Genomic DNA, 24,965 nt, shown 5'->3' on the forward strand with positions numbered 1-24,965 from the left:
CTTACGGAGGATCTCCGCCCGGGTCCTGGGCGCGGTCCGCGCCCACGACCCCTGCGCCGCATCTGCCGCGTCCAGCGCGGCGACCGCGTCTGCACTCGTGGCCGAGGCGAGGGTGGCGAGGACCTCCCCGGTGGCGGGGTCGTGCACGTCGAACGTGCCGCCGTCGGACGCGCCCACCCACTCACCACCGATCAACAAGCCGGTAGGCACCGACGCCAGCAGGCTGGATTCACGGTCAATCATCAAACTCGTTTGTGCAGCCACAGGGGGCTCCTTACTATGCGTAGCTCATCTTGCCTGTCACGGGGTCCCCGGCGGCCGGCTCCGCTTCCGCGGAGACAAGGCCGGGGTAATTGGAGGCGGCCCAGGCCCGCGCCTGGCNATCATCAAACTCGTTTGTGCAGCCACAGGGGGCTCCTTACTATGCGTAGCTCATCTTGCCTGTCACGGGGTCCCCGGCGGCCGGCTCCGCTTCCGCGGAGACAAGGCCGGGGTAATTGGAGGCGGCCCAGGCCCGCGCCTGGCGAACGTCGTGGTGCAGTTGGTCGGTCAGGGACTGAACGTCCGTAAAGGCCTGCTGGGGCCGCAGCCTGACCAGCAGTTCCACACGGATTTCCCGTCCGTAGAGATCCTCGTTGAAGTCGAGGAGGTGTGCTTCGAGCAGCCGCGGCCCGTTGTCGCCGTAGAACGTCCGACGCCGGCCCACGGAGACTGCGGCGGCGGCCCACTTGCCTGGTTTTGTCCTGACGAGCGCTCCCCAGACACCGTCGGCAATCGCCTCGTCAGCAAGGGTCAGGTTGGCGGTGGGGAAGCCGAGGAGCCTGCCCCGCCGGTCCCCGTGTTCCACGATGCCTTCGATGGCCGTCATCGTTCGCCCCTTCCAGTCGTCTGCGGAAGCGTGCCCTGCAGGACGATGTCCAGCCAGGGGACGCGGTTGGAGAACCTGCTGATCTTGGCAGGCACGGTCCAGCGGTAGGCGTCGTGCTCGTCATTGATGGTCAGCCTGCGCCTGCTAGTGACTGCAGTGTAGGCGTGCACCAGCCAGGGGTTGCCGGCGTCGTCGGAGATGAGGAGCTGGTCGGCGGGCTGGAAGGCTGTGAGATCTCCCAAGGTGAGTCCTGCTTCTTCCTCAAGTTCGGTCAGCGCCTGCTGCCGTGGTGTTTCGCCCGCTTCGAGGTATCCGGTGATGCAGTGCCAGAGGCCGCGCTCGTGCCCTACCGACTGGCTGCGCCGAAAGAGCGCAATGCGGCCGCGCCACTGAACAACCACGGCCACCACTTCACGGGGCGGACAGGGCGCGGACTTCAGTCCTTCGGCTTTCAGGGCCTGCAGTGTGGCGGTGCTCATCGGGCGCTCCTGGTCCGGTCACATGTGTCTGGGGGCATCGGAACGTTGGGGAGGATTCCCGGAATCCTCCCCAACGCCCTGCGGTGCAATTGGTTACAGCGTCTGGGCTGCGGGGGTACGGTCGAGCATTTCCAGTCCGGAGAGACGCCTGCGTCGGTGCGTTGCGAAGTAGACGCCTGCTGCGACGGCCGCGCCGACGTAGTAGGAGAGGTCGCCCATCTGGGGGAAGGCGGTAGCTATGGGACCCGTGTAGATCGAGGACATCCAGAACGGGGAGGAAAGGACCACGCCGGCGGCCCAGGCCACGAAACCCCATTCGAACTTGCGGCTCTTATCGAAGAGTTCACGCAGTCCCCGTTCAGTGCGCCGGCCACCGAACAGGTAGTCGCAGACCAGTACCGCAACGTACGGAGCGATGCAGTAGGCCGTCAGGTTCAGGAACGCCGTGAAGCCCTCGTTGAACCCCGTCTGGCCCCACTGGGCCACCAGGTATGAGGCGATGCAGATGAAGACAACTGCGGTGTGGCGCTTGACGGGTACGCCCATGGTCTGGATGGAGATGGCACCACCGTAGACGTTGAGGAAGTTCTGGGTGAAGGAGGAAAGTGCAACCACGCCCAGCCCGACGGCGGCCCACGGCCCCATGAGTTCTTTGAGGGCACCGATGCTGTCCGACGCCGTGGTGGTGGTTCCCAGAAGGGTCCCGAGGATACCCATCCAGACAAGGGTGACGAAGTTCCCGAGCATGGTGGCCCACCCGGCGCCGCGACGGTTTCCCGGCGTGTTGGGGAGGTAGCGGGAGTAGTCGGAGGCAAACGGCATCCAGGCGACGATGAAGGAGAAGAACCAGCCGAAGAAAATGATCCAGCCGCCGACGCCGTCAAAGCCCTTGGCTGCGACGTTGAAATCGGTCTCCACCCGGCCGTTGGCCGCGGCCACGACGGTGATGAAGATGAAGCCGACCACCAGGACGAAGGACAGGATCCGCTGCAGGAAGTGGATCAGGTTGTAACCGATGACGGCGACGGCAAGCTGGATACCCATGAGGATCAGCGATGACAGCCAGAAGGGAATGTCGGTGAGCAGGGCGATTGCCTTGCCGCCAAGGATCACGGTCACGGCAGCCCAGCCGATGCCGGCGAAGACATTGACGTAGGCAACCGGGAAGAGGTTGCCGATGAATCCAAGGGGTCCGCGGCCCTGCATCTGCTGCGGGACACCAAGCCGGACTCCCATGGCAGACAGGTATCCCATGCCTGCCGAGGAGGTCACGCCGGCGAGGATGATCGCCAGCGCTGCGGCCCAGAAGGGCAGGCCAAAGTAGGTGGCGCTGAAACCCAGGACCACGATGGGGAAGTTCATTCCGGCGGCGAACCACAGGAAGAACTGGGAACGGGGTTTGCCGTGCCGTTCGACGTCGGGAATGTGCTCGATGCCGTAGGGCTCGATCTTGGTGAGGCTGTCGCGGTAACCGCGGTCTTCGGCGACGCTGTTCTCGGCGGCGCGCATGGTATCTGGGCTCATGGGTGTCCTAAAGTGGAGAGCACACCTTGCGGTGTGCTGCTGGATCAGCAGATAGGGAAGGCGCGGCTGGGTTTCCTGTCCGAGGTGGTCAGCCGCGCCGGAACTCTAGAGTTCCGTGAGTTCGGCGCCGTCGAAGAAGTGGCCGGCTTTGTAAACCATCGGCGCTGTACCGGCAATCTCCGCGTGGCGGACCCGGCAGATAAAGACCGTGTGGGTCTTGGCCTGGAAACGTTCCTGGATTTCGGCTTCGAGGGAAGCGGCTGAGCCGTCCAAAAGGGGGCTCCCCTTGGGACCCTCATGCCACTCAAGCTCAGCGAACTTGTCCGGCACCTTCGACGCGAAGGTCTTTACCGTCCCGAGTTGTTCGGTCCCCAGGATGTTGATTCCAAGGTGGCTTGACGAGAAGAGCGCCGGGTAGGTGCTGGACGTCTTCTGGACGCAGACCAGCACCAGCGGCGGCTCCAGCGAGACAGAGCAGTAGGAGTTGGCAGCCAGCCCCTTGGGGGTTTCGCCTTCCTTGGTGGTGACCACCGTGACCCCGGTGATGAATTGCCGGTTGAAGGCCTTCATCAGGTCGGGATCCAGTTCGGGGAAGTCCGAGCCCTCGGCTACCAGGGGTGCGGCTATCCCGCGCAGGGGACGGATTCCCAGGCCGGCCAGCAGTTCGCTGCCGTCCCACGTCACCGTTTCTTTCAGGATCCTTCCGTCCTCGAGTACAAGGATGTTCGAACCCCTGGTCTGGACGGCCAGTCCCGTGGCGGGCACGCCCAGGTATTCGTGGGTGTGGGTACCCGTTGAGGTCCAGAAGACAGCGACTGTGCCGTCTCCTTCGACGACGTCGTCAACCGTGGTGGACAGGTCGGGAAAGGCTTCCCGGACCGCCGCGATCTCCGACTTGAGGCCAGCAAGGTCCACGGTTGCGCCCGTTGCCTTGCTGGTGCGCGTGTAGCCAGCTGCTACCAGGCCGTCAAGGGCGTCAAGGTCGCCCTTGTCCCAGGCCGCGAGCCAAGCTGATGTGATGAGCGGTTCGAGCGTCTGTTGCATACCAATGACGGTAAGCCAGGTCACAGGCACGGGTCAATAGGAAATGGAAAAATCCCTGGTTTCCGCCAGTTTGAGCGGTTTTGATGAGAGTGAAGAGTCGCCCTTGACGCTTCTGATGCATGCAACATACGCTGTGATGTATGCAAGAAGATCTGGAAACAATGACAGACGTGGCTGACCGCGACGGTCTCCTGGACCGTATCCGGCGCCTTGTCCTTGGCGGCGACTTCCCCCCGGGGGCAGTCCTTCCGGAAGCTTTCCTGGCCCAGGAATTTGCAGTCAGCCGGACCCCTATCCGCGAGGCGCTCAAACAGCTCCAGCACGAGGGGCTCGTGGAGATCCGCCCGAAGGTGGGCACCTTTGTCCGCGAACCCACGCGCAGGGAAATCATCGAACTCTTCCAGCTCAAGGAGTCCCTGGAAGGGCTGGCGGCATCCCTGCTCGCCCGCCGGGGTGAAGTGCCTGAACTCGCCGTGCTCCGGCGGAACCTCGAGGAGTCCGAGCTGGCCGTGCTCACCAACGACGCCGACACCTACGCCAGGCTGGTGCACGAGTTCCACTGGACCATCGTCCGGGGCTCGGACAACCACAAACTCGTTGAACACTACGAGCGGCTCATGAACCAGCTGGCCTACCAGCGGCTGGTGCTGCGGACTGTGGAGCATCCGGGCAGGATCCAGGCCTCCACGCGGGAACACCGTGCGGTGCTGGACATGATCGAACACAAAGACCCTTTCGGGGCAGAGGCATCGATGCGGAACCACGTTCACGCATCGTCGCGGGAAGCCCTGATGAACGAGCCGGCCACCAACGTCCGGAACTGAACCACGAAAGGAAGCCATGCGCTTCTCCACCCGCCCCGCGTCAGAGGGGGCCATGCCATGAACCACCAGCCATCCGGGATCCGCAAGATCGTGTACTACAGCGAAGAGGTCTTCCTGGAAAACGGCCTCTCCCCCGCAGTTCCGGCCATCCGCGCCACAGCGGCGGCCGTCATAGCCAACCCCTGGCTTGGCGGGAAGGCCACGGACGATCTGGGCACCGAGGTGGTGCGGGTCGCCCCGGGCCTCGCCCGCGCGCTGACTGACATTCTCGCTGCCAACCTTGGCGGGGTCGATGCAATTGAAGCGTTCGGCAAGGCAGCCGTTGTGGGCACCGACGGCGAAATTGAGCACGGCGCTGCCCTGATCCACACCCCATTCTTCGGCAACCTGGTCCGCGAGTACTTCGAAGGCAACTCCATCATCTGCTTCGCCGACGACAGGGCGGACGCCGGCGCCTCGCTGGTGGTACCCCTGTGGCACAAGAATGCCGCGGCCACCCGAAGCCATTACCAGACCATCAGCACCCGGATCGGGGACGCACCACGTCCCGGCGAAATCGTCGTCATCCTGGGTGCCTCGACCGGCCCCCGGCCCCATTCCCGTATCGGTGACCGCCTCACAGACCCGGTCGTCAAAGCAGACACACTAGGAGAACTTGTTTCATGAGCATCCGCAAGATCGTCACCTTCACCGAAGACGTCCTCGTTGAGGGCGGCAAGGAAGTCAGCCCCGCCGCCCGCGTCGCCGTCGTCGCGGCCATCGTCAGGAACCCATGGGCGGGCCAGGGCTTCGTTGAAGACCTCTCCCCCGGCATCGACGGCAACGCATCGGACATCGGTGCCTTGCTCGCCCCCCGCGTACTGGAAGCCCTGGGCTCCCCGGCGGAGGCGTACGGCAAGGCCGCCATCGTGGGCCTGAACGGCGAAATCGAACACGGCTCCGGGCTTATCCATACACTCGCTTTCGGCAACCACTTCCGGGACGCCGCCAATGCCACCACGCTGCTGCCCGCCGTGGAGAAGCGCGGCCCCGCGGGCGTCGTCTTCGACATCCCGCTCAAGCACATTACGGATGCCACCATCCGCTCCCACCACCAGAGCATCGAAGTCCGGATCAATGACGCCCCGCATGCTGACGAAATCGTCATTGCCCTGGCCGCCGCCGCGCAGGGGCGTCCCCAGCAGCGCCTCGCGGCGTTCTCCAGTGAAGCGAAGTAGGTGACCGTCGTGGACCGCGCCCGCATTGCCTTCATCCACGGTGTCGGCCTTGACGGGTCGATGTGGGAGCCCGTCCGCGAATTCCTCGAGCCGGAATATGACGTCCAGGTTCTCGAACTGATGGGCCACGGGCGGCACCCTAAGGCGGCGCGGGAGGTCTCCCTCCCCGAGCTGTCCGCCGACGTCGCGGACAGCCTGCTGCCTGGTACGCATCTGGTCGGCTTTTCGCTGGGCGCCCTCGTGGCACAGCACATCGCCAGGTTCCGTCCCGAGCTGGTCGCTTCCCTGGCATCGGTCGCCTCCGTCTGCAACCGCACCCCGGAGGAGCGTGCCGCCGTCATGCGCCGGCTGGAATCGGCGGAGGCCGATTTTCCGGCGACGGTGGAGGCCTCAATCCAGCGGTGGTATCCGGACGGCACCTCTGTCCCCGCCGCCGTCGTTGAGCAGACACGCGATGTCCTGCTCAGGAACGACCCCGGTTCCTTCGTGGCCTGCTACCGGGTCTTCGCTGCCGCAGACGCCGAAATTGGACCTGAGCTGCAGCACATTGCCGTCCCCTCACTCGCCGTGACCGGTGAGCTGGATCCGGGTTCAACCCCCGGGATGAGCGCCCGGCTCGCCGCCGCAATCCCCGGCTCCACGTACTCCATTGTCCGGGGCACCCGCCACATGATGCCGGTGGAACGCCCCCAGGAGCTCGCCACCATTCTTACTGCCTTCATCAAGGAGCATTCACATGTCCGTTGAACGCCGCTACGACCACTTCATCAACGGGGAGTGGGTCCCGCCATCGAGCGGCGCCTACTTCGACAGCACCAACCCCGCCACCCTCGAGGTGCTTTACCAGGCCGCCAGGGGCAATGAAGCCGACGTTGCCCGGGCTGTATCCGCTGCGTCAGCGGCCTTCGAAAACCCCGGCTGGCGCAACCTCAGCCAGACCAAGCGCGGGCACCTGCTGCGGCGCCTCGGTGACCTGGTGGGGCAGCACGCGGACGAACTCGCACGCATGGAGAGCCTGGACAACGGCAAGCTGCTTCGTGAAATGCGGGGGCAGCTGGCGGCCATGCCGGAGTACTACTACTACTACGCGGGGCTCGCCGACAAGATCCAGGGCGACACCATCCCGGGTTCGGCTCCAACGCTCCTGAACTACACCCTGCGGGAGCCCCTCGGCGTTGTCGGCGCCATCACGCCCTGGAACTCCCCCCTGACGCTGACCACCAGCAAGCTCGCCCCCGCCCTGGCGGCAGGCAACACCATCGTCATCAAACCCTCCGAATACACGTCGGCAACCGTCCTCCGGTTGGCCGCTCTGGCTGACGAGGCAGGGTTCCCCGCCGGTGTCATCAACGTTGTCACCGGTTTCGGCGCAGAAGCGGGGGCGGCCCTGGTTGATGACACGCGGCTGGCAAAGATCTCCTTCACGGGCAGCACAGCGACCGGGGCACGGATTGCCTCCACCACAGCGTCGCGGTTCATCGGTTCCACACTGGAACTCGGCGGCAAGTCCCCGAACATCGTCTTCGGCGACGCCGATGTCACCAACGCCGCGATGGGGGTTGTGGCCGGCATCTTCGCCGCGGCCGGCCAGACCTGCATTGCGGGCAGCCGCGTGTTCGCGCACAAGTCCGTGTACGACGAACTCCTGGAGCGGGTCTCCACGCGGGCCCGCAGCATCGTCATCGGTGACCCCCTGCTGGACGCCACGGAGCTTGGGCCGCTGGCGTTCCAGGACCAGCGCGACAAAGTGGCCAGCTACGTGGACCTGGGCGTCTCCGAAGGTGCCACCGTCCTGACCGGCGGCGGCCGCCCGGACATCGCCCTCGGCGGCTACTTCTTCGAACCCACCGTCCTGACCGACGTCGACAATTCCATGCGCGTAGTGCGCGAGGAAATCTTCGGCCCGGTCGCAGCCATCATGCCTTTCGAAACCGAGGAAGAGGTACTCCGCCTGGCCAACGACACCACCTACGGCCTTGCCGCAGGCGTCTGGACCACCAACCTGGCCCGTGCCCACCGGATGGCAAGCCGGCTGGAAGCAGGAACGGTATGGGTCAACACCTACCGCGCCATGTCCCCGGCGTCCCCGCGCGAAGGCTTCAAGGCCAGCGGCGTCGGGGTTGAACACGGGGTGGAAAGCATCCGGGAGTACACGCGGCTCAAGAGCGTGTGGATCAACACCGATGAGTCACCCATCGCCGACCCGTTCATCATGAGGAGCTGAACATGCCACTGATAGACGTGTCGATCGCGCGCGGCCGGACGCCCGAACAGCTTCGCGCCCTCATCGGCGCCCTTCACCGCGCGGCGGAGGAAACCGTGGGCGCGGTCGCGGAAAACACCACCGTCATAGTCCGCGAAGTTGAACATGAGCACTGGTCCCGTGGCAACCAGACCATCGCCGAACGTAATACGGCAGCCACCCAGGAAGACCAAAGGAGTCAGTAATGCGCTTTTCCCTCTTTGTCCACATGGAGCGCTGGGACGAATCCGTCTCCCACAGCGAATGCTTCGAGAACCTGACGGAACTGGCCCTCATGGCCGAGGCCGGGGGCTTCAGCACCGTCTGGATCGGTGAGCACCACTCCATGGAGTACACCATCTCCCCCAGCCCCATGCCCCAGCTTGCCTACCTGGCGGCGCGCACGTCGCGCATCCGGCTGGGCGCCGGCACCATCATCGCGCCCTTCTGGAACCCGCTCCGGGTGGCCGGTGAAACAGCGCTGCTGGACGTCATCAGTAACGGCCGGATGGAAGTGGGGCTGGCCCGCGGGGCGTACCAGTTTGAATTCGACCGGCTGGCGGGCGGCCTGTCAGCGGTCGACGGCGGCAAGCACCTGCGCGAGATGGTCCCCGCCGTACGCGCCCTCTGGCAAGGCGATTACGCCCACGACGGCGAGGTCTGGCAGTTCCCGACGTCCACCAGCGTGCCAAAGCCTGTGCAAAAGCCCACGCCGCCCATGTGGATCGCGGCCCGCGACATCAGTTCCCACGAGTTCGCGGTGGCCAACGGCTGCAACGTGATGGTCACGCCGCTCATGAAGGGCGACGAGGAGGTGGAGGACCTTGCGCGCAAGTTCGACACAGCCGTGGAGAACAACCCCGGCGTCCCCCGCCCGGACCTCATGGTGCTCCGCCACACGCACGTCCACACCGCCGACGAGCCCGAGGGATGGCGCCGGCCGGCAGAAGGGATCAACAAGTTCTACCGGACGTTCGATGCGTGGTTCGGGAATAAAACCACCCCGGAGAACGGGTTCCTTGAGCCCAGCCCCGAGGAAAAGTTTGCCGGGCGGCCGGAATTCACACCCGAGTCGCTGCACCGCACGGCAATGATCGGGACGCCGGAAGAGGTCATCGAACGGATCCGGCACTATGAGTCCCTCGGTGTCACCGAGTTCAGCCTCTGGTCCGACAACAGCCTTACGCACGAGGAGAAGAAGCGCTCCCTGGAGCTCTTCATCGAACACGTGGTGCCGGCATTCCAGGAACAGCCGGCAGCAGCAGTGCGCTGACCTCACCGGGCACCAGGCCGGGATTGACGGAAAGAACGACGGCGGGCGCGTGCCCGGCGTCGTTCTTTCCGTTTAGGCCCCCTCGCCGGTGGGCACGTTTTCCCCATGGAACAGGCTGAAGTAACCACCCAGGGATCAACGGTCGAGGAATGGACGCGGGCACTGGCAGAGTCCACAGGTTCGCCGGGCGGCGGAGCGGGGACGGGGCTCATGCTGGCCGTGGCAGCGTCCCTCACGTCCATGGTGGCCGGCTACAGCGGGGACGACGGCGGCGAGCCGGCAAAGATACGCGCGCGGGCGCAGCAGTTGCGCCGGGAGGCCCTGCGCCTGGCTGATGAGGACGCCTCCGCTTCCAAGGCGTTTGGTGCAGCTTTCCGGCTGGAGCCCGGCGACGGGCGCGACGAGGCCATCCGGCGTGCATCGCTTGAGGCCGCCGCCTCCTCAGCGGTCCTGGGCGACCAGGCCATCGGGGCCATTGACGACCTCGCCTGGCTGGCCACCAACGGCAACCGTGCGCTGGTGGCGGACATTGTCGTAGCGTTCGGCGCTCTCCGCGCTGCCGTGGCGGGCGCACGCACCAACGTCAGCTTCGACCTGGGATCGCTCCGGTCCGCCGGCGCCACCCTGGAGCAGGTCCGGACACAACAGCCGGAGCTCTGTGCCGCCGTCGAAAAACTGGGCGGTGCCATGGACCGCATCGACGAACTGGCTGCCGCCATCGATGACCGCGCCGCTCCAACGGAGACCGGCCAATAAAGACCCGAAGGTAGAGCCCGGTGCCCTCCCGGCACCGGGCTTTTCCATGCCCGCGGGCCACTTCTCCCGCGCCAAGGGTTGACAGCCACCGACTTATGTCTAATGCTTAAACGAAAGTTTGTGCAGTGGCGCACATCCGATGGGAGCAGTCAATGAACGACCCGAAATCACAACCCAGGCACGGGGCCCTTTCCCGCAGAAACCTCCTCCTCGCGGGTCTGGGAACCGCCATGTCAGCCCCTTTCCTCGCATCATGCGCGGGATTTGATACCAGCGGCGCAGCAGCCGGCCAGGGCACCGTGGGCTTCCTTTCCACGCAGTTCACCCCAGTGGAGGAAAGACAACGCTACGAAGCACTCCTCAAGAAGTTTGCGAAAGTCCCCACCGCCTACAACTCCGTACAACCTGACGTTTTCGCCTCCACGGTGGCCTCGCAGGCGGCCGCCGGCAATGTGAAGACCTCCCTTCTGGGCGGACTTCACGGCGAACTGGCCCCGCTGGCCGACTCCCTCGAAGACGTCGACGGCCTCCTCAGGGACCTGTCCGGGCGCGGATTCACCAAGGAAATGCTCGACCTGACCAAGGTGGGCGGTTCCACCTCCCGCTACGTCCCCTGGATGCAGGCAACGTATGTGGTGGCCGTAAACAAAAAAGCCCTGGAGTGGCTCCCCGCGGGCGTGGACGTCAACGACCTGACCTACGAGGGCTACCTCGCATGGGCCAAGACCGCTAAACAGGGAGCGGGCCGCCCCGTCTTCGGAATGCCGGCCGGCCCGAAGGGCCTGCACCACCGCTTCTACCAGGGTTTCCTGCTGCCCAGCTTCACCGGCGGCCAAATCACCACGTTCCGGAGCCAGGACGCGGTGGGAGCCTGGGACTACATGCAGGAACTGTGGTCCGTGATGGCCCCCGCGTCAACCAACTATGACTACATGCAGGAGCCGCTGGCCCGGGGCGAGGTGCTGGTGGCCTGGGACCATGTGGCCCGCCTGGTCAACGCCCCCGCCGACAAGCCGGACGACTGGCTCATGGTCCCGGCACCGCGCGGACCCAAGGGACGCGGCTACATGCTGATCATCGCCGGGATGGCGCTGCCCAAAAACGGCAAGGACCGTGACCTCGCAGAGAAGGCCATCCGCGCCCTGACCGAACCGGCCGCGCAAATCGAAACCCTGCGCAGCAACGCGTTCTTCCCCGTGGTCCAAACCGAGCTTCCCTCCGACCTGACGGGGGCCATCGCGCTCGAAGCCGCCGCAGTGCGCCGCCAGCAACGTTCCGCCGGCGCCCTCCTGGCCCTCCCCCCGGTAGGGCTGGGCGCCAAAGAAGGCGAAGTGTCCCAAATCTTCAAGAACTGCTTCCAGCAGATCTGCCTGGAAACCCGGCCCGTCCAGCAGGTCCTGGATACGCAGGCCACCCAGCTCAACACCATCCTGAAGGGCCTGAACATTCCCTGCTGGGCCCCCGATCCGATCTCCACCAAGTGCGAGGTAGCGTAATGGCTGTAGAGGCACCCCCCACCCCCGCCGCAACAGCGGCACCACCGCGGCGGCGCAGGATACCTCCCGCCGTCCTGTTGATAGCGCCGTCGGTAATCTTCATGGCACTGCTCCTGGGATGGCCCGTCGTCCAGGGAGTGCTGCAGGCCTTCAGGGACGACCAGGGTTTCACCCTCGAATTCATCAACCGCATGGTCCAGGACCCCTACTTCTGGCCGGCGGTCCGCAATACCCTGTTGCTGATCGTGGTGATGATCCCGCTGCAGTTCGCCCTTGCCATCGCCATGGCCCTGATGCTGCGCAGCAATCCCCGGCTCCACAAGGTCCACTTCTTCGTCTGGGCCATCCCCCTGGCACTGAGCGACCTGGCGGCCGGCCTTGTCTGGCTCGCAATCTTCAACGACCGGGGGTACCTGAACTCGGTCCTGTCCTGGTTCGGCCTGCAGGGCACCTCCTGGCTGGCCTACGACAACCAGACCAGCATGTTCATCTGCGTCCTCATCGCCGAGCTTTGGCGCGCAACCTCCCTGGTGCTGATCATCGTGGTGGCCGGACTGCAGGGCATCCCCAAGGACTATGAGGAGGCCGCCCAGGTATTCGGGGCCACCTTCTGGCAGCGCCTCCGGCACGTGACGCTGCCACTGCTCAAGCCCAGCCTCCAGGTGGCTCTGATCCTCCGGACCATCCTTGCCTTCCAGACCTTCGCGGTGGCCCAGGCACTGACTGGCCAGAACTTTCCCCTTGTGGTGGGTGAAACCTACCGCTGGTACACCGGGCTGCAGAACCCCAACATCGCGGCGGCACTGGCACTCGTCATCCTCGTCGTATCCATGCTGACGTCGATCTTCTACCTGCGGGCTCTCCGCGACAAGAACCAGGGAGGGCTCCGATGAGCACCACTGTGGACACCACGCCCATCGCGCGTCGAAAGCGGAACCGCATCCTGCTGCAGGCTGCGTGCATCGCCGTCTCGCTCTTCATGCTGATCCCCATCTACCTGATCTCGCTTGCAGCGCTTTCCAGCCGTGAATCGCTCAACGAGTTCCCGTTGTCGCTCCTCCCCACCCACTTCTCGGTGGAAACGCTCAACGCCTTCCTCGGTGCCACGGGTATCTTCGGAGCACTGGGAAACTCGCTGATCGTTGGCGCCGGGACCCTCCTGCTGTCCGCATTGATCGGCGTTCCCGCAGGGTACGCACTGGCCCGGTTCACTTTCCCCGGCAAGGACCCCTACCAGCTGTTCCTGCTCTTCACCCGCGCCCTGCCGATCGTGGTGCTGTCCGTCCCCCTCGCCAGGCTCTTCCTGACGGTGGACATCTACGACACCACCTACGCCGTCATCCTGCTGCACACCGCACTGGCGCTGCCCACCACCATCCTGATCTCTGCCAGCGTCTTCCTCAGCGTCCCCATCGACGTCGAGGAAGCTGCCCGGCTGTTCGGCTGCTCACCGCTCGGGGCGTTCGGCAGGGTGGTGCTGCCCATGGCACTGCCGGGCCTCGCCGCGGCGTCGATCTTCACCTTCGTCATGTCCTGGAACGAAGTGCTGGGCGCATCCATCCTCACCCTCGACCACCGCACCCTTCCCGCGCAGGTCCTCAGTTCGCTGTCCGACTCACCCCTGGCCTACAGGTTTGCCGGGGGCTTTGCCCTGGTCATCCCGTCCATCATCTTCATTGCCCTGATGCGCCGCTACCTCACCAACATGTGGGGCTCAACCATCCGTTAGGTCCGCCCCGGCCCACCACCCACTCTTTCGAAGGAGCCCACCGTGGCTGACATCCAAATCTCCAACCTCGTCAAGACCTATCCGGGCGGATCCGAACGCGCCACGGACGATGTTTCGCTGTCCATCCGTGACGGGGAGTTCACCGTCCTCCTCGGACCTTCCGGCTGCGGCAAGACCACCCTGCTCCGGATGATCGCCGGACTGGAACTGCCGGACTCCGGTTCGATCTCCATCGGCGGCCGCGACGTCACCTACCTGCCGCCGAACAAGCGCAACCTGTCCATGGTGTTCCAGTCCTACGCCGTCTTCCCCCACCGGAAGGTCCGCTACAACATCGGATTCGGGCTGAAGATGGCCAAGGTGCCGGCGGACGAAATTGAACGCAAGGTGCAGTGGGCGGCCGATCTCCTCCAACTGGGCCCGTACCTGGACCGGCTCCCGGCGAACCTCTCCGGCGGCCAGCGGCAGAGGGTTGCCGTGGCCAGGGCCATCGTCATGGACGCCGATGTTCTGCTCATGGACGAGCCGCTGTCCAACCTCGACGCCCTGCTCCGCCTGACCTTCCGCTCGGAACTGAAGAAGATCGTCCAGGACCTTGGGACCACCACTGTCTACGTCACGCACGACCAAAGCGAGGCGCTTTCCCTGGGAGACCAGGTGGCCGTGATGCGCAAGGGCCGGATCGCGCAGCTGGGTGACCCGCTGGACGTCTATGACGCCCCCGCCGACCGGTTCGTGGGCGGCTTCATCGGCTCCCCGCCGATGAACTTCCTGGACGCGGCAGTCAGCCACGACGGCGGCACGCTGGTCCTGGGCGAACAACAGCTCATGGCCCCCTCCATCCTGCGTTCCTTCGCAGGCAAGGACGTCCTCCTGGGGGTCCGTGCCGAAAACGTGACCGTCAACAGCACCGGCTCTTCCGGCGATGTGGCCGCCACGGTGCTGGTGGTGGAGCCGATGGGCTCCACCACCCTGCTCACCGTTGACGTGGACGGACACCCCCTCAAGGTGCAGGCCCCGCCCACCTTCAAAACGGCACCCCACCGGACTGTGTGGCTGGGCTTCGCACCGAACACCATGCGCGTCTACGACCGCGAAACGTCAATGGCACTGGAGGCCTCATGAACCCCACCCGCTCCCTGTCCATGGAAGAACTGCGCTCAGCCGCTGTTGAGGTCCTCAAGGTCAACGACCTGGGCACCATGACCAGCGCTGCCCCAAACCTGTACCCCCACATGTGGAGCTGGGACGCGGCATTCGTTGCCATCGGGCTTGCCCGCACCAGCGTCCCCCGGGCCGTCACCGAACTGCGCAGCCTCCTCAAAGCGCAATGGTCCACTGGCATGATTCCGCACATCGTGTTCAGCGACAATGACACCGGATACTTCCCGGGCTTCGACCGGTGGGGCACGCAGAATGCCGCCGCCCTGCCCGAAGGCATCCGCAGCAGCGGCATCTGCCAGCCTCCCGTCCACGCCATCGCGCTGCGCCACATCGTTGACCGCGGGCGGGAAAACGGCGGCGAAGACCAGGAGGTGGCCGAGTCGTTCCTGGCGGAGTCCTTTGACGGGTGGCTGGCATGGCACCGGTGGCTGGCGGCAGTCCGCGACCCCGACGGCGTTGGGCTCGTTGAAATCCACCACGGCTGGGAATCGGGTTTCGACAACTCACCCCGGTGGGACGGCCCCTACTCGCGGATCGTTCCGGGACCGGTGCCGGCATTCACCCGCAGGGATGTCCTGCATGTGGCAGACGCCAGTGAACGGCCGGACGACGACGAGTACACCAAGTACCTGTGGCTTGTTCAGCAGATGGCCGAGGTCGGGTTCGATGACGCCGCCGTGCAGGACGTCGTCGATTTCCGCGTCCGCGACGTCTTCTTCTCCGCGATCCTGGCTGCGTCCAGCGACGTCCTTGCAGGCCTTGCCGATGAGCTCGGCCGGGAACACGACGCCGGCGAGCTCCGGGACATGGCGGCCCGGTTCCGCGCCGGTGTCGCCTCGACAGTTGACCCGCAGACCGGGTTGGCGCGGGATTACGACGTGCTGGCACGGGAGTGGATCGGCACTGAGACCGTTTCCGGTTTTGCGCCACTCGTGGCGGGCGGCGACCCCGCCCTTCTGGCAGCCCAGCGGGAACTCCTGCGCGGACCACGGTGGATGGGCTTCCCGGGCCTGCGCTTCCCGCTGCCACCTTCCACATCCCCTGCCAGCGATGCCTTCCGGCCCCGGACCTACTGGCGCGGCCCCGTGTGGCCCTTCCTCAACCTGCTCCTTGGCTGGGCCTGCGCCCGCGATGGTGAGGCAGGACTCTTCGGGATACTGAGGTCAGCCTCCCTTGAACAGCTTTCGGACCTGCAGTTCGGCGAGTACTACGAGCCGTTCACGGGAGAACCCCTCGGAAGCCTCGCCCAGGCATGGACCGCGGCTGCGGCCCTGGAATGGGTGGGGTCGTATGAGGGGAACAACAAGGCGAAGTAGGCTGGGGAACCGGGAAAGGGGGCCGGAGTGACGGTTGAAAGAGTGCCTGCGGGACTGGTTGGGGCTACGTCGCACGGGCACCTGCTGGAACTTATCCGCGCCGCGGACGGACTGTCCCGGCAGCAGCTCCTGTCCACCACCGGCATGTCACGGGCCACCCTGTACGAACGGCTGGATACGCTCACCCGGCGCGGCTACATCTACGAGGCGGAGCCCCTGGGTTCCACTGGCGGGCGTCCGTCACGGAAGATCCGCTTCGAAGACAGGGGCAGGGTGGTCCTGGCGATCACCCTCGGCCAGACCCACGGCACAGTGAGCATCGCCGATACCGTGGGCCGGCAGCTGCGCTCCTTCACGAAAACCCTGGATGTCAGCGACCCCGCCGAGTCCGTCCTGGGCCCGTTGATCCGGGAAGGGCAGGCGCTGTTGGCCCAGGGGAAGAATGAGACGCTGCTCGGTATAGGTGTCAGCCTCCCGGCTCCCGTGGAGGCGGGTACGGGGCACGTCCGGCACCCGACGACCCTCCCCGGCTGGGCAGCGGACTCCGTGGTGGAAGCGGTCAGCGCGTCCTGGGACCTGCCCCTCGTCGTCGAAAACGATGCCAGGGCGGCCGGCCTGGGCGAGCGCAGGAGCGATGCCGAGACCGTGGTCTACGTGAAAGTGGGCACCGGCATTGGCTGCGGCATCGTGGTGGAGGGTTCCATTCTCCGCGGCGCCCACGGCGCGGCGGGGGACATCGGACACATCCGCATGACCCCCGACGGTCCGCTGTGCCGGTGCGGACGCCGCGGCTGCTTGGCGGCCTACAGTTCAGGCAGGGCACTCAGTGAGAAGCTCAGCGCCCGGGGCTTCAAGAACATGGCAGCCATCCGCGCCGCAGCGGGGGCCGGTGATCCTGCGGTGCTCGGGGCCCTGGAATCGGCGGCGGAAGTGCTGGGCAGCGCCCTGGCCGCCACGGTCACCACGCTCAACCCTGACCGGCTGGTCCTGGGAGGGGAAATGGGATCCATGGACTTTTTCGCACAGCAGGTGGGAGAGCGCGTCCTTGCCGATGTGGTGGACCGGATCGGCGAAGGCCTGGTGGTGGAAACCGGGCACCAGGAAGACGTTGCTGCCTGTTCGGGGCTCGCTACCCTTGTGATGCGGAAGATTTTCGCCCCGGGAGCTGTGGACCAGGTGTTTTCAGAAGAAGCAGTCCGTACGGCATCCGGCAGCCCCCGGCGGTAGCAGGCAGGACATCCAGAAGCGAAAGCAGGTCTGCGCATGGCACGCGTCTTCATCAGCGGATCCACTGAGGGGCTGGGCCGGGCGGCAGCGGCCTCGCTGGTGCAGGCCGGCCACGAGGTGATCGTGCACGCCCGGTCCTCCCGCCGGCTCCCCGCGGTCCAGCACCTCCTGGATCGCGGGGCGCAGTGCGTCGTCGGGGACCTTGCCGTCCTGGAGGAGGTCCGGCAGGTAGCGGACCAGGCGAACGGAATCGGCGGTATCAGCGCCGTCATCCACAACGCAGGCGTGTTGAACGGCCCTGCACTGCTGCCGGTCAATGTCGTCGCCCCGTACCTGCTGACCGCCCTCATCCCCGGTCCCCGGCGGCTGATTTACCTCAGCAGCGGCATGCACCGGGGCGGCGGCACCGGACTGGATGGCCTGGATTGGGCAGGACGCACGACGACGGCCTCCTATTCCACCACCAAGCTGCACGTCACTGCGCTGGCGGCAGCAGTGGCCAGGCTGGTGCCGCACGTCGCCAGCAACGCTGTGGACCCTGGCTGGGTCCCCACGCGGATGGGCGGGCGGTCAGCGCCGGACAGCCTGGAACTGGGCCACCGCACGCAGGAGTGGCTGGCCACCACTGACGATCCGGCGGCGCTGGGCAGCGGCGGCTACTGGTACCACCAGCGCCGGCAGACGCCGCATCCCGCCACTCAGGATCCCAAGTTCCAGGACGCGCTGCTGGCGCAACTCGCGGAACACACCGGAGTTACCCTGGAGGCGCTGCGCTGACCCCGTCGACTGCTGAGTACTTGTCGTTTTCGCGCCCGATAACGACAAGTTGGGCCCACGCCGGCAGGGTTCCCTGGCCGAGCTTGCGAGGTTAGGGTGCCGGTGGGGAGCAATCGATGGGGTTTTGTGCCGGGACGCAGCAATCGATGGGGTCAGGAGGCGCTGAGGCGCCGTTCGACGTCGGCCGCTTCCGGATAGGCAGCCTGGGTCCCCTTGCGCGTGGTCGCCATGGCCGCCGCAACGGAGGCGAACGCAGCGGCATCCGCGAGCGCGTCCCCCGCGGCGAGCCGCACCGCAACCGCTCCGGTGAAGGCGTCCCCGGCACCAGTGGTGTCCACGGCACGCACCTCGGTGGGCTGGACAAAGGTGACGCGGGCGCCGGCAGACGCACCCGCGTCCAGCACCACGGAGCCCTTCGACCCCAGGGTCACCAAAACCTGCCGGATCCCGCGGGCGGCGAACCGGGAGCACACCGCATCCCACTCCGCAGCGGGGGCACCGGCACCGGGCACGTCCGATCCCAGGAACAGCGCGGCCTCGTGGGCGTTCACCAGCAGGACGTCTGCCAAACCGGCCAGGGCTGACGGAATCTCCGCGTAGGGCGAGAGGTTCAGCAGGACCTGCGCGCCGGCGTCGTGCCCTGCCTGCGCGGCCACCAGCACCGTCTCCATGCTGAACTCCAGGCAGAGGCTGACGACGGCGGCCCCCTCCATGACGTCCGCGGCGCGGGTGACGTCGGCAGGGGACAGCGTCCCGTTGGCGCCGGCGGAAATGATGATGTTGTTTTCGCCGCGGGCATCCACGGCGATCACGGCAACGCCGGTGGGCTCCCTGGAAGTGCGCACATGGCTGACGTCCACGCCTGCCCCGGCGACGGAGGCCTCGAGCATGTTGCCGTTGGCGTCCTCCCCCACGGCACCCACCAGGCTGACGTGCCCGCCCAGGCGTGCCGCGGCGACGGCCTGGTTGGCACTCTTGCCGCCGGGGTTCACGGCGAACCCGTTGCCGTGCACCGTCTCGCCGGGCTTCGGCAGGCGGTCGCAGTAAATGGTGAGGTCGGCGTTGAGGGATCCGACGACGACGATCCGGCCCGAAGCGGCGGCCGCGGCACTCATGCGCCCACCTCGGCCTCAACCGGCTTGGGGATGAGCAGCGAGGCGGCGAACGCGGCGACTGTCAGGCCCAGGCCGACCACCACGACGGTCAGGTACGACGCCGTCGCATCGCCCAGTGCCGACGTCGCCACCAGCACGGCGGGCAGGATGAGGAAGCTCAGGCCCGCGCCCAGGTTGAACGCGCCGGCGTTCATGCCGGGCAGGAAGCCGGGGTTTCCCGCGGGCGAGAGGACAACGCCAAGTCCGTTCAGCATGATGTTGACCGTACCGGCGTACATGATGCCCAGCAAGACCGTACCCAAGATCATCATCGGCAGGCTGTGCAGCCCCAGGAAGGCGATGACGGCGAGCGCGGCGATGCTGCCCAGGAGCCCGATGCGCAGCACCTTGGTGTAGCCGAAGACCGGGGCCAGCCTGCCGCTGACCGGACCCACCAGCCAGCCCAGCAGGGCGTACGGGGTGAGGATGATCAGCGACATCTCGGTGGGGCCAACACCGAACCCGGGTGAGGCAGCCTGGACGTAGGCCGGAACGATGCCGTTGATGACGGCGAAGATACCGGTCATGGTCAGCGTGGTGGTCAGCAGCGGGGCCCAGGTGGAGCGCTGGCGCAGGTGGACGGTTTCCACCATGGGCTGGGCGGCGCGCTGTTCGGTCCGCCAGAAGGCAAGGAACGCGACGGCGGAGACGACCACCAGTGCCAGGCTCAGCATCAGCGTGCCGGAGTTGAAGCCGGCCACCAGCTTGGAGCCTTCGTTAAGGGCGGTCAGCAGGGCGCCGACGGCCACCACGATGAAGAACACGCCCAGCCAGTCCATGCGGGTTCCTGCGGCGGGCTTGCTTTCGGAAGCGAGGAACACGATGAGGGCTGTGGCTGCGGCGGCGAGGACCACCATGAGCCAGAAGATGCTGCGGAAGCCGTAGTGCTCGGCGAAGTAGCCGCCCACGAAGGAGTCCACGCCGGCCACGCCGCCATTGACGGCGGTAATAAGGCCCATCAGCGTGCCGTACTTGCGGGGGTTGCTGACGGCGGAGCGCAGCATGATGAGGCACAGCGGGACGGTGGGTCCGCTGACGCCCTGGATGATACGGCCCACGAAGAGCCAGGTGATGTCCGGGGCGAGCGCGGCGATGACGGAGCCCACGGCCATGAGCAGCATCATGCCCACCAGGACCTTCTTGCGGCCCACGATGTCGCTCAGGCGGGGAAGGAACAGGGAGAAAAGGGCGGCGGCGGTGAAGAACCAGGTCTGGGAGAGGCCGATCAGGGCCTGGTCCGCCTTGAGTTCCTGGCCCATGGTCACCAGGGCGGGGCTGAGCATGGAGGCGTTGAGCTGGAACGCCACGCAGGCGGCCAGCAGGGCTGTCATGAGGGCGGCGATGTTGCCGCGGCCGGTCTTGGTTCCAGCCAGGGTTGTGGTCGTCATTTACTTGACCCTCCGGCGGTGAGGTGGGCACTTTCCGAGCGCACGACGTCGGACGCGCCGCTTGGGGTGCCGGCCGCACCTCCGCTGCTCCCGGCGTCGGCCGCTTTGGCATTGGTGGCGGGCTCGCCGATGCGCACCAGTGCGTCGGTGACCAGGTCCCAGAACCGTGCGTGGTCCAGGTCCACAGCCACGCTGGTGTGGCAGTCCGCGGGCGCGGGTGCGCGGAAGTCAGCCACGGTCATACCAAGGGTGAGCGTGCCCGTCAGCTCAATGTTGACGGGGACCTTGCGGGTGCTGACGATGCTGGGGTCGATCACGTACGCCACGGCGCAGGGGTCGTGGACGGGCGGGTGGTCGAAGCCTTGGGCGTCCTTGTAGGTGTGGGCGAAGAAGTCCATCAGCTCGGTGACGAACTTGGCGGGGCCGGTGCCGATGGCGGCGATCTTCTCCACCACGTCCGGGGTGGCCAGCGCCTGGTGGGTGAGGTCCAGGCCCACCATGACCACGGGCCACTTTTCGTTGAAGACGATGTGGGCGGCCTCGGGGTCGATGACGATGTTGAACTCGGCCACGGCGCTCCAGTTGCCCACGTGGTAGCCGCCGCCCATGAGGACAACTTCCTTGACGCGTTCCACGATGCGGGGTTCCTTGCGGGCGGCCAGGGCGATGTTGGTCAGGCCGGCGGTGGGGACCAGGGTGACGCTGCCGGGCTCGTGCGCCATGACGGTGTCGATAATGAGGTCGACGGCGTGGCGGGGGTCCAGTTCGATGGTGGCCTCGGGCAGGGCCGGGCCGTCCATGCCGGACTCGCCGTGGATGTCAGGCGCGGTTTCGATGCTGCGGACCAGCGGGCGGGGGCAGCCGGCAGCGAAGGGGACGCCGGTGATGCCGGCGATGGTGCCGACGGCCAGGGCGTTGCGGGTGACTTTTTCGAGTGTCTGGTTGCCCACCACCGTGGTGACGGCGAGCAGTTCGATGTTGGGGTTGCCGTGGGCCAGCAGCAGGGCCACGGCGTCATCGTGGCCGGGGTCGCAGTCCAGGATGATCTTCCGGGGTTCTGGTGAACCCGTCCGGTGCTGGTTCGCTTGGGGATTTGGTTCCACGATGGTGCTCCACGTCATTGGGGCCTGCCGGGGCAGGGGTTTTGAGTATTCCGGGAGGAATCATGGCAGGGTTTTGTGGGCTGCGTCAAGCGCTTAACGCTGGCCGTGCGTCTTCGCACGTCAAACGCTTGATGCCTTGCCCTTACTGGTGGCGCCGCACGGCGGCTAGGATCGGAGTATGGATTCCGGGGAACAGGTAAAGCAGCGGGCGCGGCCGCGGCGGGTGACGGCCGCAATGGTGGCCGCGCGGGCCGGGGTGTCCGTGGCTACCGTGTCCCTGGTGGCAAACGGCAAAACGGCGGGCCGGGTGTCCGAGGACAACATTTCCCGGGTGCGCAACGCCATCGCCGAGCTGGGCTACGTGGTGGACGGGATCGGCAGCTCGCTGGCCCGGGGCGTGAGTTCCATCGTGATCCTGGTGGCGCCGGACATCTCCAACCCGTTCTTCGCCAAGGTGATCGGCGGGGTGCGGGAATCGCTGGGACCCAACTACCAGCTGCTGCTGTCCGTCACCGATTCGGGCGAGTTCCCCAAGGCCGACGACGTGCGGAAGCTGATGTCCCTCCGGCCCGCCGGGTTGTTGGTTGACGCCCCCAACGCAGGCTTTCTGGCCGACCTTTCGGTGGCCGGCCCGCTGGTCCTGCTGGACGCGCCGGGCCTGGAATCCGTCGCACCGGCAGTCAACCTTGACGTCGCCCACGGGGCCAGGGAGCTGGCTGCCCACCTGGCGGGGGCCGGCCACCGGCGGGTGGCCTACCTGGACAGCGTCACGGGGACGGAGACCTTCACCATCCGCCGGGAGGCGTTCCTGGCGGAGGCCGCGGCGCGGGGAATGTCAGTGGATCCCGGGCACATTCCCGCCACCACCATCGACGTCGGCGAGGCAGCGGCTGCGTTCGCCCAGGCGTGGCCGGGCTGGCAGCATGCGGGCGTCACCGCCGTCGCCTGCGCCACTGACACGCACGCCTACGGTGTACTGCAGGAAGCCCGCGTGGAGGGGGTCCGCATTCCGGAGGAGCTCGCGGTGGCCGGCTTCGACGACCTGCCGTACTCAGCCACCAGCAGCCCGGGCCTGACCAGCGTGCACCTGCCCGCGGAGCTGCTGGGACTGAAGGCCGGCGAGCAGCTGCGCCGGCTGATGGAAGGACAGGCGCTGGAGCAGGAGGAGCTGACACTGGAGAGCTCGCTGGTGGTACGCGGCTCCACCGTGGCCGCCGCAACCTAGGGCCTTCCTGCCCGGCCCGTGTCGCACCCCGGCCGTAAGCTGGGATTATGCCGAGTAACTGGGAAAGCCTGGACGCGCCGCTGCGTGATTCTGTGCAGCACAACGTGGAGATCTATGAGCGCGTCCGGCCCGCCCTGAAACTGGTGACCCGCGACGTCCTGCTGACTCTGCGGGACATGCTGAAGGACAGCGAGGTGACGCCGCTCTTCGTCACCGGCCGCACCAAAACGGTGGAATCCTTCAAGGAAAAGATCTCCCGCACGGAGGAGCCGCTGGAGCCCGGTGGACGCAGGCTCCTGAAGTTCCCGGACCCTTTCCGCACCCTCAATGACATGGTGGGCATCCGGGTGATCACCAAGCTGCCCACCGAGAACGCGGTGGTGGCCAACATCATCAAGCGCCAGCGCCAGGTCTTCGACTGCCGGGGTGACCGGGAAAAGGACATCGGGTCCATCGAATCCGGCACCTACGGCTACTCCAGCCGGCACCTGATCCTGCGCACCATCCAGAACGAGGCCGTCAAGGAGTACCAGCAGGTCTTCAACCCGGACCTGCAGCCCAACGGCAGCTATTTTTTCGAGTGCCAGATCCGCACCATTTTTGCCCACGCCTGGAGCGAGATTGAGCATGACATCCGCTTCAAGGCGGAGGACCCGCGCGCGTGGACGCCGCACTTCGACCGGCAGTTCACGGCCACCGCGGCCATGCTGGAAACGGTGGAGACGGCCTTCGCGGACCTGCACGAGCGGTATGAGGAAGTCCGCAGCTACTGGGACATGGACGGCGAGGGGGCAGCGCCGCTCACGCCCAACCGGATCCGCGACGTTTGGCGCACGCTGCTCCCCCACGTGGACCGCAAGGTGGATGACGACTGGGGCTGGGCCGCTGAGCTCCTCGCCGCCCACGGGCTGAACCAGACCATGCAGCTGGCCGGGCTGCTGAACGCCAACCGCATCACTGAGGTGCGCAAGGCCCTGGACCACCGCTACTCCCCCGGCCCGGACCGGCTGCTGGACGACCTCCTGCTCTGGCAGTACGGCACGAGCCATGTGGACCTGACCGCCGAGGCGGCCGACGTCGTCCCGCACCCGCGGCGCGACAGCCTGCTGCGGCGGCTGCGGCAGATCGAGCGGTACAGGATGACGGCGAAGTAGGGCTTTGTTGTTGAAACCCACGCAGGTGGTCCTGTCCGGTTTCGGCCCCGTGGGGCAGGCGTTCATTGATGCGGCATTACCGCACGATCCGTCGCTGCAAATTGCGGCAATTCGGGGGCATGAAGCCGAAGCTTTCCTCGCGCCGGGCGGCCCTGTCCCGGACCGCTCGTCGTGGGCTCCGCTTCAGCCGATCGAGGAGACACTGGCCCTTACCGGCGCCGCCGTTCTGGTCCAGGCACTGCCTTCCTCGCCTGAAGCCCATGCCCGAGCCCTGCATGAGGCGATGGCCGCATTGTCCGGCGGCGTGGACGTGGCGACAGCAACGAAGAGCCATATCCTCAGCCATTGGCGCGATCTTGAACGTGCGGCGGAGGAAGGCGGGAGCCGGATCCGCATTTCCGGAGCCACGGGCGCGGCCCTTCCCACTGCCGACATGGCGCGCGTGGCACTGCAGGGCATGGGCTGCACTGCAGTGCGGGCCTGCCCGAACGGTACCTCCACGTTCATCCTGGACGAGCTTTCCCGCGGTGCCGGGCTGGAGACCGCGTTTTTGGAGGCACAACGGCGGGGCATCGCGGAGGCTGATCCGTCCGCGGACCTGTCCGGTAAGGACTCGGCCACCAAGGTGCGCCTGATCGCAGGCCTCCTGTGGGACTGGGACGTATCCCGGATTTCGGTGGTGGCGGAGCCCATCGATTCCGCCGCCTCTTCCAGGGCTGTTGCCGCGGCTGACAAGGGACTGCGCCTCCGCGCCGTGGCCAGCGCCTCCCTGGAGCAGCCGATGGTGGTTACGGTGCGGCTGAAAGAAGTGGCACCTCCGGATCCGCTCTTCTCCATCGCAGGCCCGGAGAAAGCGATGGTTTTCAGTTGCCCCGAGGCAGGGGACATCGCCGTACAAGGAGGACGTTCCAGCCCGAAGGGGGCGGCAGTGGCAATGCTGAAGGACGTGCTCAACTTGGGCGCCTCCAAATCGACCGGCTTTCGGTAGACCACCAAAAGAGCTGT

At 66.4% G+C, this 24,965-nt stretch carries 26 protein-coding genes; 18 read left to right on the top strand and 8 right to left on the bottom strand.

The window, feature by feature from the left end; translation table 11 throughout:
* The 5 genes from VXJ37_RS17665 to VXJ37_RS17685 form a co-directional block, all read right to left on the bottom strand.
* Positions 1 to 243 (bottom strand): aldehyde dehydrogenase family protein (locus VXJ37_RS17665; RefSeq protein ID WP_331324412.1); only part of this gene is annotated, 243 nt, incomplete at its 3' end.
* 178 nt (positions 244 to 421) lie between these two features.
* A complete protein-coding gene (locus tag VXJ37_RS17670; RefSeq protein ID WP_331324345.1) occupies positions 422 to 868 on the bottom strand; it encodes a riboflavin kinase in 447 nt (148 codons plus the stop codon).
* On the bottom strand, positions 865 to 1,347 hold the full coding sequence (locus VXJ37_RS17675; protein WP_331324346.1) for an NUDIX domain-containing protein: 483 nt from the start codon (positions 1,345 to 1,347) through the stop codon (positions 865 to 867). The genes VXJ37_RS17670 and VXJ37_RS17675 overlap by 4 nt, the downstream gene beginning before the upstream one ends.
* A 93-nt stretch (positions 1,348 to 1,440) precedes the next feature.
* Complete coding sequence (locus VXJ37_RS17680) at positions 1,441 to 2,871, bottom strand: purine-cytosine permease family protein (protein ID WP_331324347.1); 1,431 nt, start codon at positions 2,869 to 2,871, stop codon at positions 1,441 to 1,443.
* A gap of 105 nt (positions 2,872 to 2,976) precedes the next feature.
* Positions 2,977 to 3,915, bottom strand: coding sequence for a flavin reductase (locus VXJ37_RS17685; RefSeq protein ID WP_331324348.1), 939 nt, complete (start codon positions 3,913 to 3,915; stop codon positions 2,977 to 2,979).
* A 140-nt stretch (positions 3,916 to 4,055) separates the two neighbouring features.
* On the opposite strand from VXJ37_RS17685, the gene VXJ37_RS17690 reads away from it, so the two are divergent.
* The 15 genes from VXJ37_RS17690 to VXJ37_RS17760 all read left to right on the top strand — a co-directional run bounded on the left by VXJ37_RS17690 (position 4,056) and on the right by VXJ37_RS17760 (position 17,936).
* A complete protein-coding gene (locus tag VXJ37_RS17690; RefSeq protein ID WP_331324349.1) occupies positions 4,056 to 4,739 on the top strand; it encodes a GntR family transcriptional regulator in 684 nt (227 codons plus the stop codon).
* 57 nt (positions 4,740 to 4,796) lie between these two features.
* A complete protein-coding gene (locus VXJ37_RS17695; RefSeq protein WP_331324350.1) occupies positions 4,797 to 5,405 on the top strand; it encodes an amino acid synthesis family protein in 609 nt (202 codons plus the stop codon).
* Positions 5,402 to 5,956 (top strand): amino acid synthesis family protein, encoded by a 555-nt coding sequence (locus tag VXJ37_RS17700; protein WP_331324351.1) that lies wholly within the window; start codon positions 5,402 to 5,404, stop codon positions 5,954 to 5,956. Before VXJ37_RS17695 ends, VXJ37_RS17700 begins: the two co-directional genes overlap by 4 nt.
* 9 nt (positions 5,957 to 5,965) lie before the next feature.
* Positions 5,966 to 6,703: an alpha/beta fold hydrolase gene (locus VXJ37_RS17705; protein ID WP_331324352.1), complete on the top strand. Its 738-nt coding sequence runs from the start codon at positions 5,966 to 5,968 to the stop codon at positions 6,701 to 6,703.
* The gene (locus VXJ37_RS17710; RefSeq protein ID WP_331324353.1) at positions 6,693 to 8,180 is read left to right on the top strand and encodes an aldehyde dehydrogenase; all 1,488 of its coding nucleotides are present in this window, start codon (positions 6,693 to 6,695) and stop codon (positions 8,178 to 8,180) included. Before VXJ37_RS17705 ends, VXJ37_RS17710 begins: the two co-directional genes overlap by 11 nt.
* A gap of 2 nt (positions 8,181 to 8,182) precedes the next feature.
* Positions 8,183 to 8,404, top strand: a complete 222-nt coding sequence (locus tag VXJ37_RS17715; protein ID WP_331324354.1) for a tautomerase family protein — start codon at positions 8,183 to 8,185, stop codon at positions 8,402 to 8,404.
* Entirely contained in the window at positions 8,404 to 9,471 is a 1,068-nt protein-coding gene (locus VXJ37_RS17720) for an LLM class flavin-dependent oxidoreductase (RefSeq protein ID WP_141944629.1), read from the top strand. Before VXJ37_RS17715 ends, VXJ37_RS17720 begins: the two co-directional genes overlap by 1 nt.
* 105 nt (positions 9,472 to 9,576) lie before the next feature.
* Complete coding sequence (locus VXJ37_RS17725; RefSeq protein WP_331324355.1) at positions 9,577 to 10,227, top strand: cyclodeaminase/cyclohydrolase family protein; 651 nt, start codon at positions 9,577 to 9,579, stop codon at positions 10,225 to 10,227.
* Positions 10,228 to 10,457: 230 nt separating this feature from the next.
* A complete protein-coding gene (locus tag VXJ37_RS17730; RefSeq protein WP_331324356.1) occupies positions 10,458 to 11,723 on the top strand; it encodes an ABC transporter substrate-binding protein in 1,266 nt (421 codons plus the stop codon).
* Positions 11,723 to 12,616 carry a carbohydrate ABC transporter permease gene (locus tag VXJ37_RS17735; RefSeq protein WP_331324357.1) on the top strand — a complete coding sequence of 298 codons (894 nt, stop codon included), beginning with the start codon at positions 11,723 to 11,725 and terminating at the stop codon, positions 12,614 to 12,616. The genes VXJ37_RS17730 and VXJ37_RS17735 overlap by 1 nt, the downstream gene beginning before the upstream one ends.
* Positions 12,613 to 13,452: a carbohydrate ABC transporter permease gene (locus VXJ37_RS17740; RefSeq protein WP_331324358.1), complete on the top strand. Its 840-nt coding sequence runs from the start codon at positions 12,613 to 12,615 to the stop codon at positions 13,450 to 13,452. The genes VXJ37_RS17735 and VXJ37_RS17740 overlap by 4 nt, the downstream gene beginning before the upstream one ends.
* A 42-nt stretch (positions 13,453 to 13,494) precedes the next feature.
* Positions 13,495 to 14,577, top strand: a complete 1,083-nt coding sequence (locus VXJ37_RS17745) for an ABC transporter ATP-binding protein (RefSeq protein WP_331324359.1) — start codon at positions 13,495 to 13,497, stop codon at positions 14,575 to 14,577.
* Entirely contained in the window at positions 14,574 to 15,932 is a 1,359-nt protein-coding gene (gene ggh, locus VXJ37_RS17750; RefSeq protein ID WP_331324360.1) for a glucosylglycerate hydrolase, read from the top strand. Before VXJ37_RS17745 ends, ggh begins: the two co-directional genes overlap by 4 nt.
* Before the next feature lie 27 nt (positions 15,933 to 15,959).
* On the top strand, positions 15,960 to 17,159 hold the full coding sequence (locus tag VXJ37_RS17755) for an ROK family transcriptional regulator (protein WP_331324361.1): 1,200 nt from the start codon (positions 15,960 to 15,962) through the stop codon (positions 17,157 to 17,159).
* Positions 17,160 to 17,195: 36 nt separating this feature from the next.
* Positions 17,196 to 17,936: an SDR family NAD(P)-dependent oxidoreductase gene (locus VXJ37_RS17760; protein ID WP_331324362.1), complete on the top strand. Its 741-nt coding sequence runs from the start codon at positions 17,196 to 17,198 to the stop codon at positions 17,934 to 17,936.
* A gap of 152 nt (positions 17,937 to 18,088) precedes the next feature.
* Here VXJ37_RS17760 and VXJ37_RS17765 read toward each other — a convergent pair whose 3' ends face one another.
* Genes VXJ37_RS17765 through uriH form a run of 3 tightly spaced genes read right to left on the bottom strand, consistent with a single transcriptional unit; the run spans position 18,089 to position 21,599 of the window.
* Entirely contained in the window at positions 18,089 to 19,051 is a 963-nt protein-coding gene (locus VXJ37_RS17765) for a ribokinase (RefSeq protein ID WP_331324363.1), read from the bottom strand.
* Positions 19,048 to 20,478 carry a uridine transporter UriT gene (uriT, locus tag VXJ37_RS17770; RefSeq protein ID WP_331324364.1) on the bottom strand — a complete coding sequence of 477 codons (1,431 nt, stop codon included), beginning with the start codon at positions 20,476 to 20,478 and terminating at the stop codon, positions 19,048 to 19,050. Before uriT ends, VXJ37_RS17765 begins: the two co-directional genes overlap by 4 nt.
* Complete coding sequence (gene uriH, locus VXJ37_RS17775; protein WP_331324365.1) at positions 20,475 to 21,599, bottom strand: uridine-preferring nucleoside hydrolase UriH; 1,125 nt, start codon at positions 21,597 to 21,599, stop codon at positions 20,475 to 20,477. Before uriH ends, uriT begins: the two co-directional genes overlap by 4 nt.
* A 217-nt stretch (positions 21,600 to 21,816) precedes the next feature.
* On the opposite strand from uriH, the gene VXJ37_RS17780 reads away from it, so the two are divergent.
* The 3 genes from VXJ37_RS17780 to VXJ37_RS17790 are packed head-to-tail and all read left to right on the top strand — an operon-like array spanning position 21,817 to position 24,948.
* Positions 21,817 to 22,806 (top strand): LacI family DNA-binding transcriptional regulator, encoded by a 990-nt coding sequence (locus VXJ37_RS17780; protein WP_440589833.1) that lies wholly within the window; start codon positions 21,817 to 21,819, stop codon positions 22,804 to 22,806.
* Between the two features lie 47 nt (positions 22,807 to 22,853).
* Complete coding sequence (locus VXJ37_RS17785; RefSeq protein WP_331324367.1) at positions 22,854 to 23,960, top strand: GTP pyrophosphokinase; 1,107 nt, start codon at positions 22,854 to 22,856, stop codon at positions 23,958 to 23,960.
* Positions 23,961 to 23,967: 7 nt separating this feature from the next.
* Positions 23,968 to 24,948: a hypothetical protein gene (locus tag VXJ37_RS17790; RefSeq protein ID WP_331324368.1), complete on the top strand. Its 981-nt coding sequence runs from the start codon at positions 23,968 to 23,970 to the stop codon at positions 24,946 to 24,948.
* Positions 24,949 to 24,965 lie beyond the last annotated feature (17 nt).

The sequence above is a fragment of the Pseudarthrobacter phenanthrenivorans genome (assembly GCF_036455295.1).
GTDB lineage: Bacteria > Actinomycetota > Actinomycetes > Actinomycetales > Micrococcaceae > Arthrobacter > Arthrobacter phenanthrenivorans_C.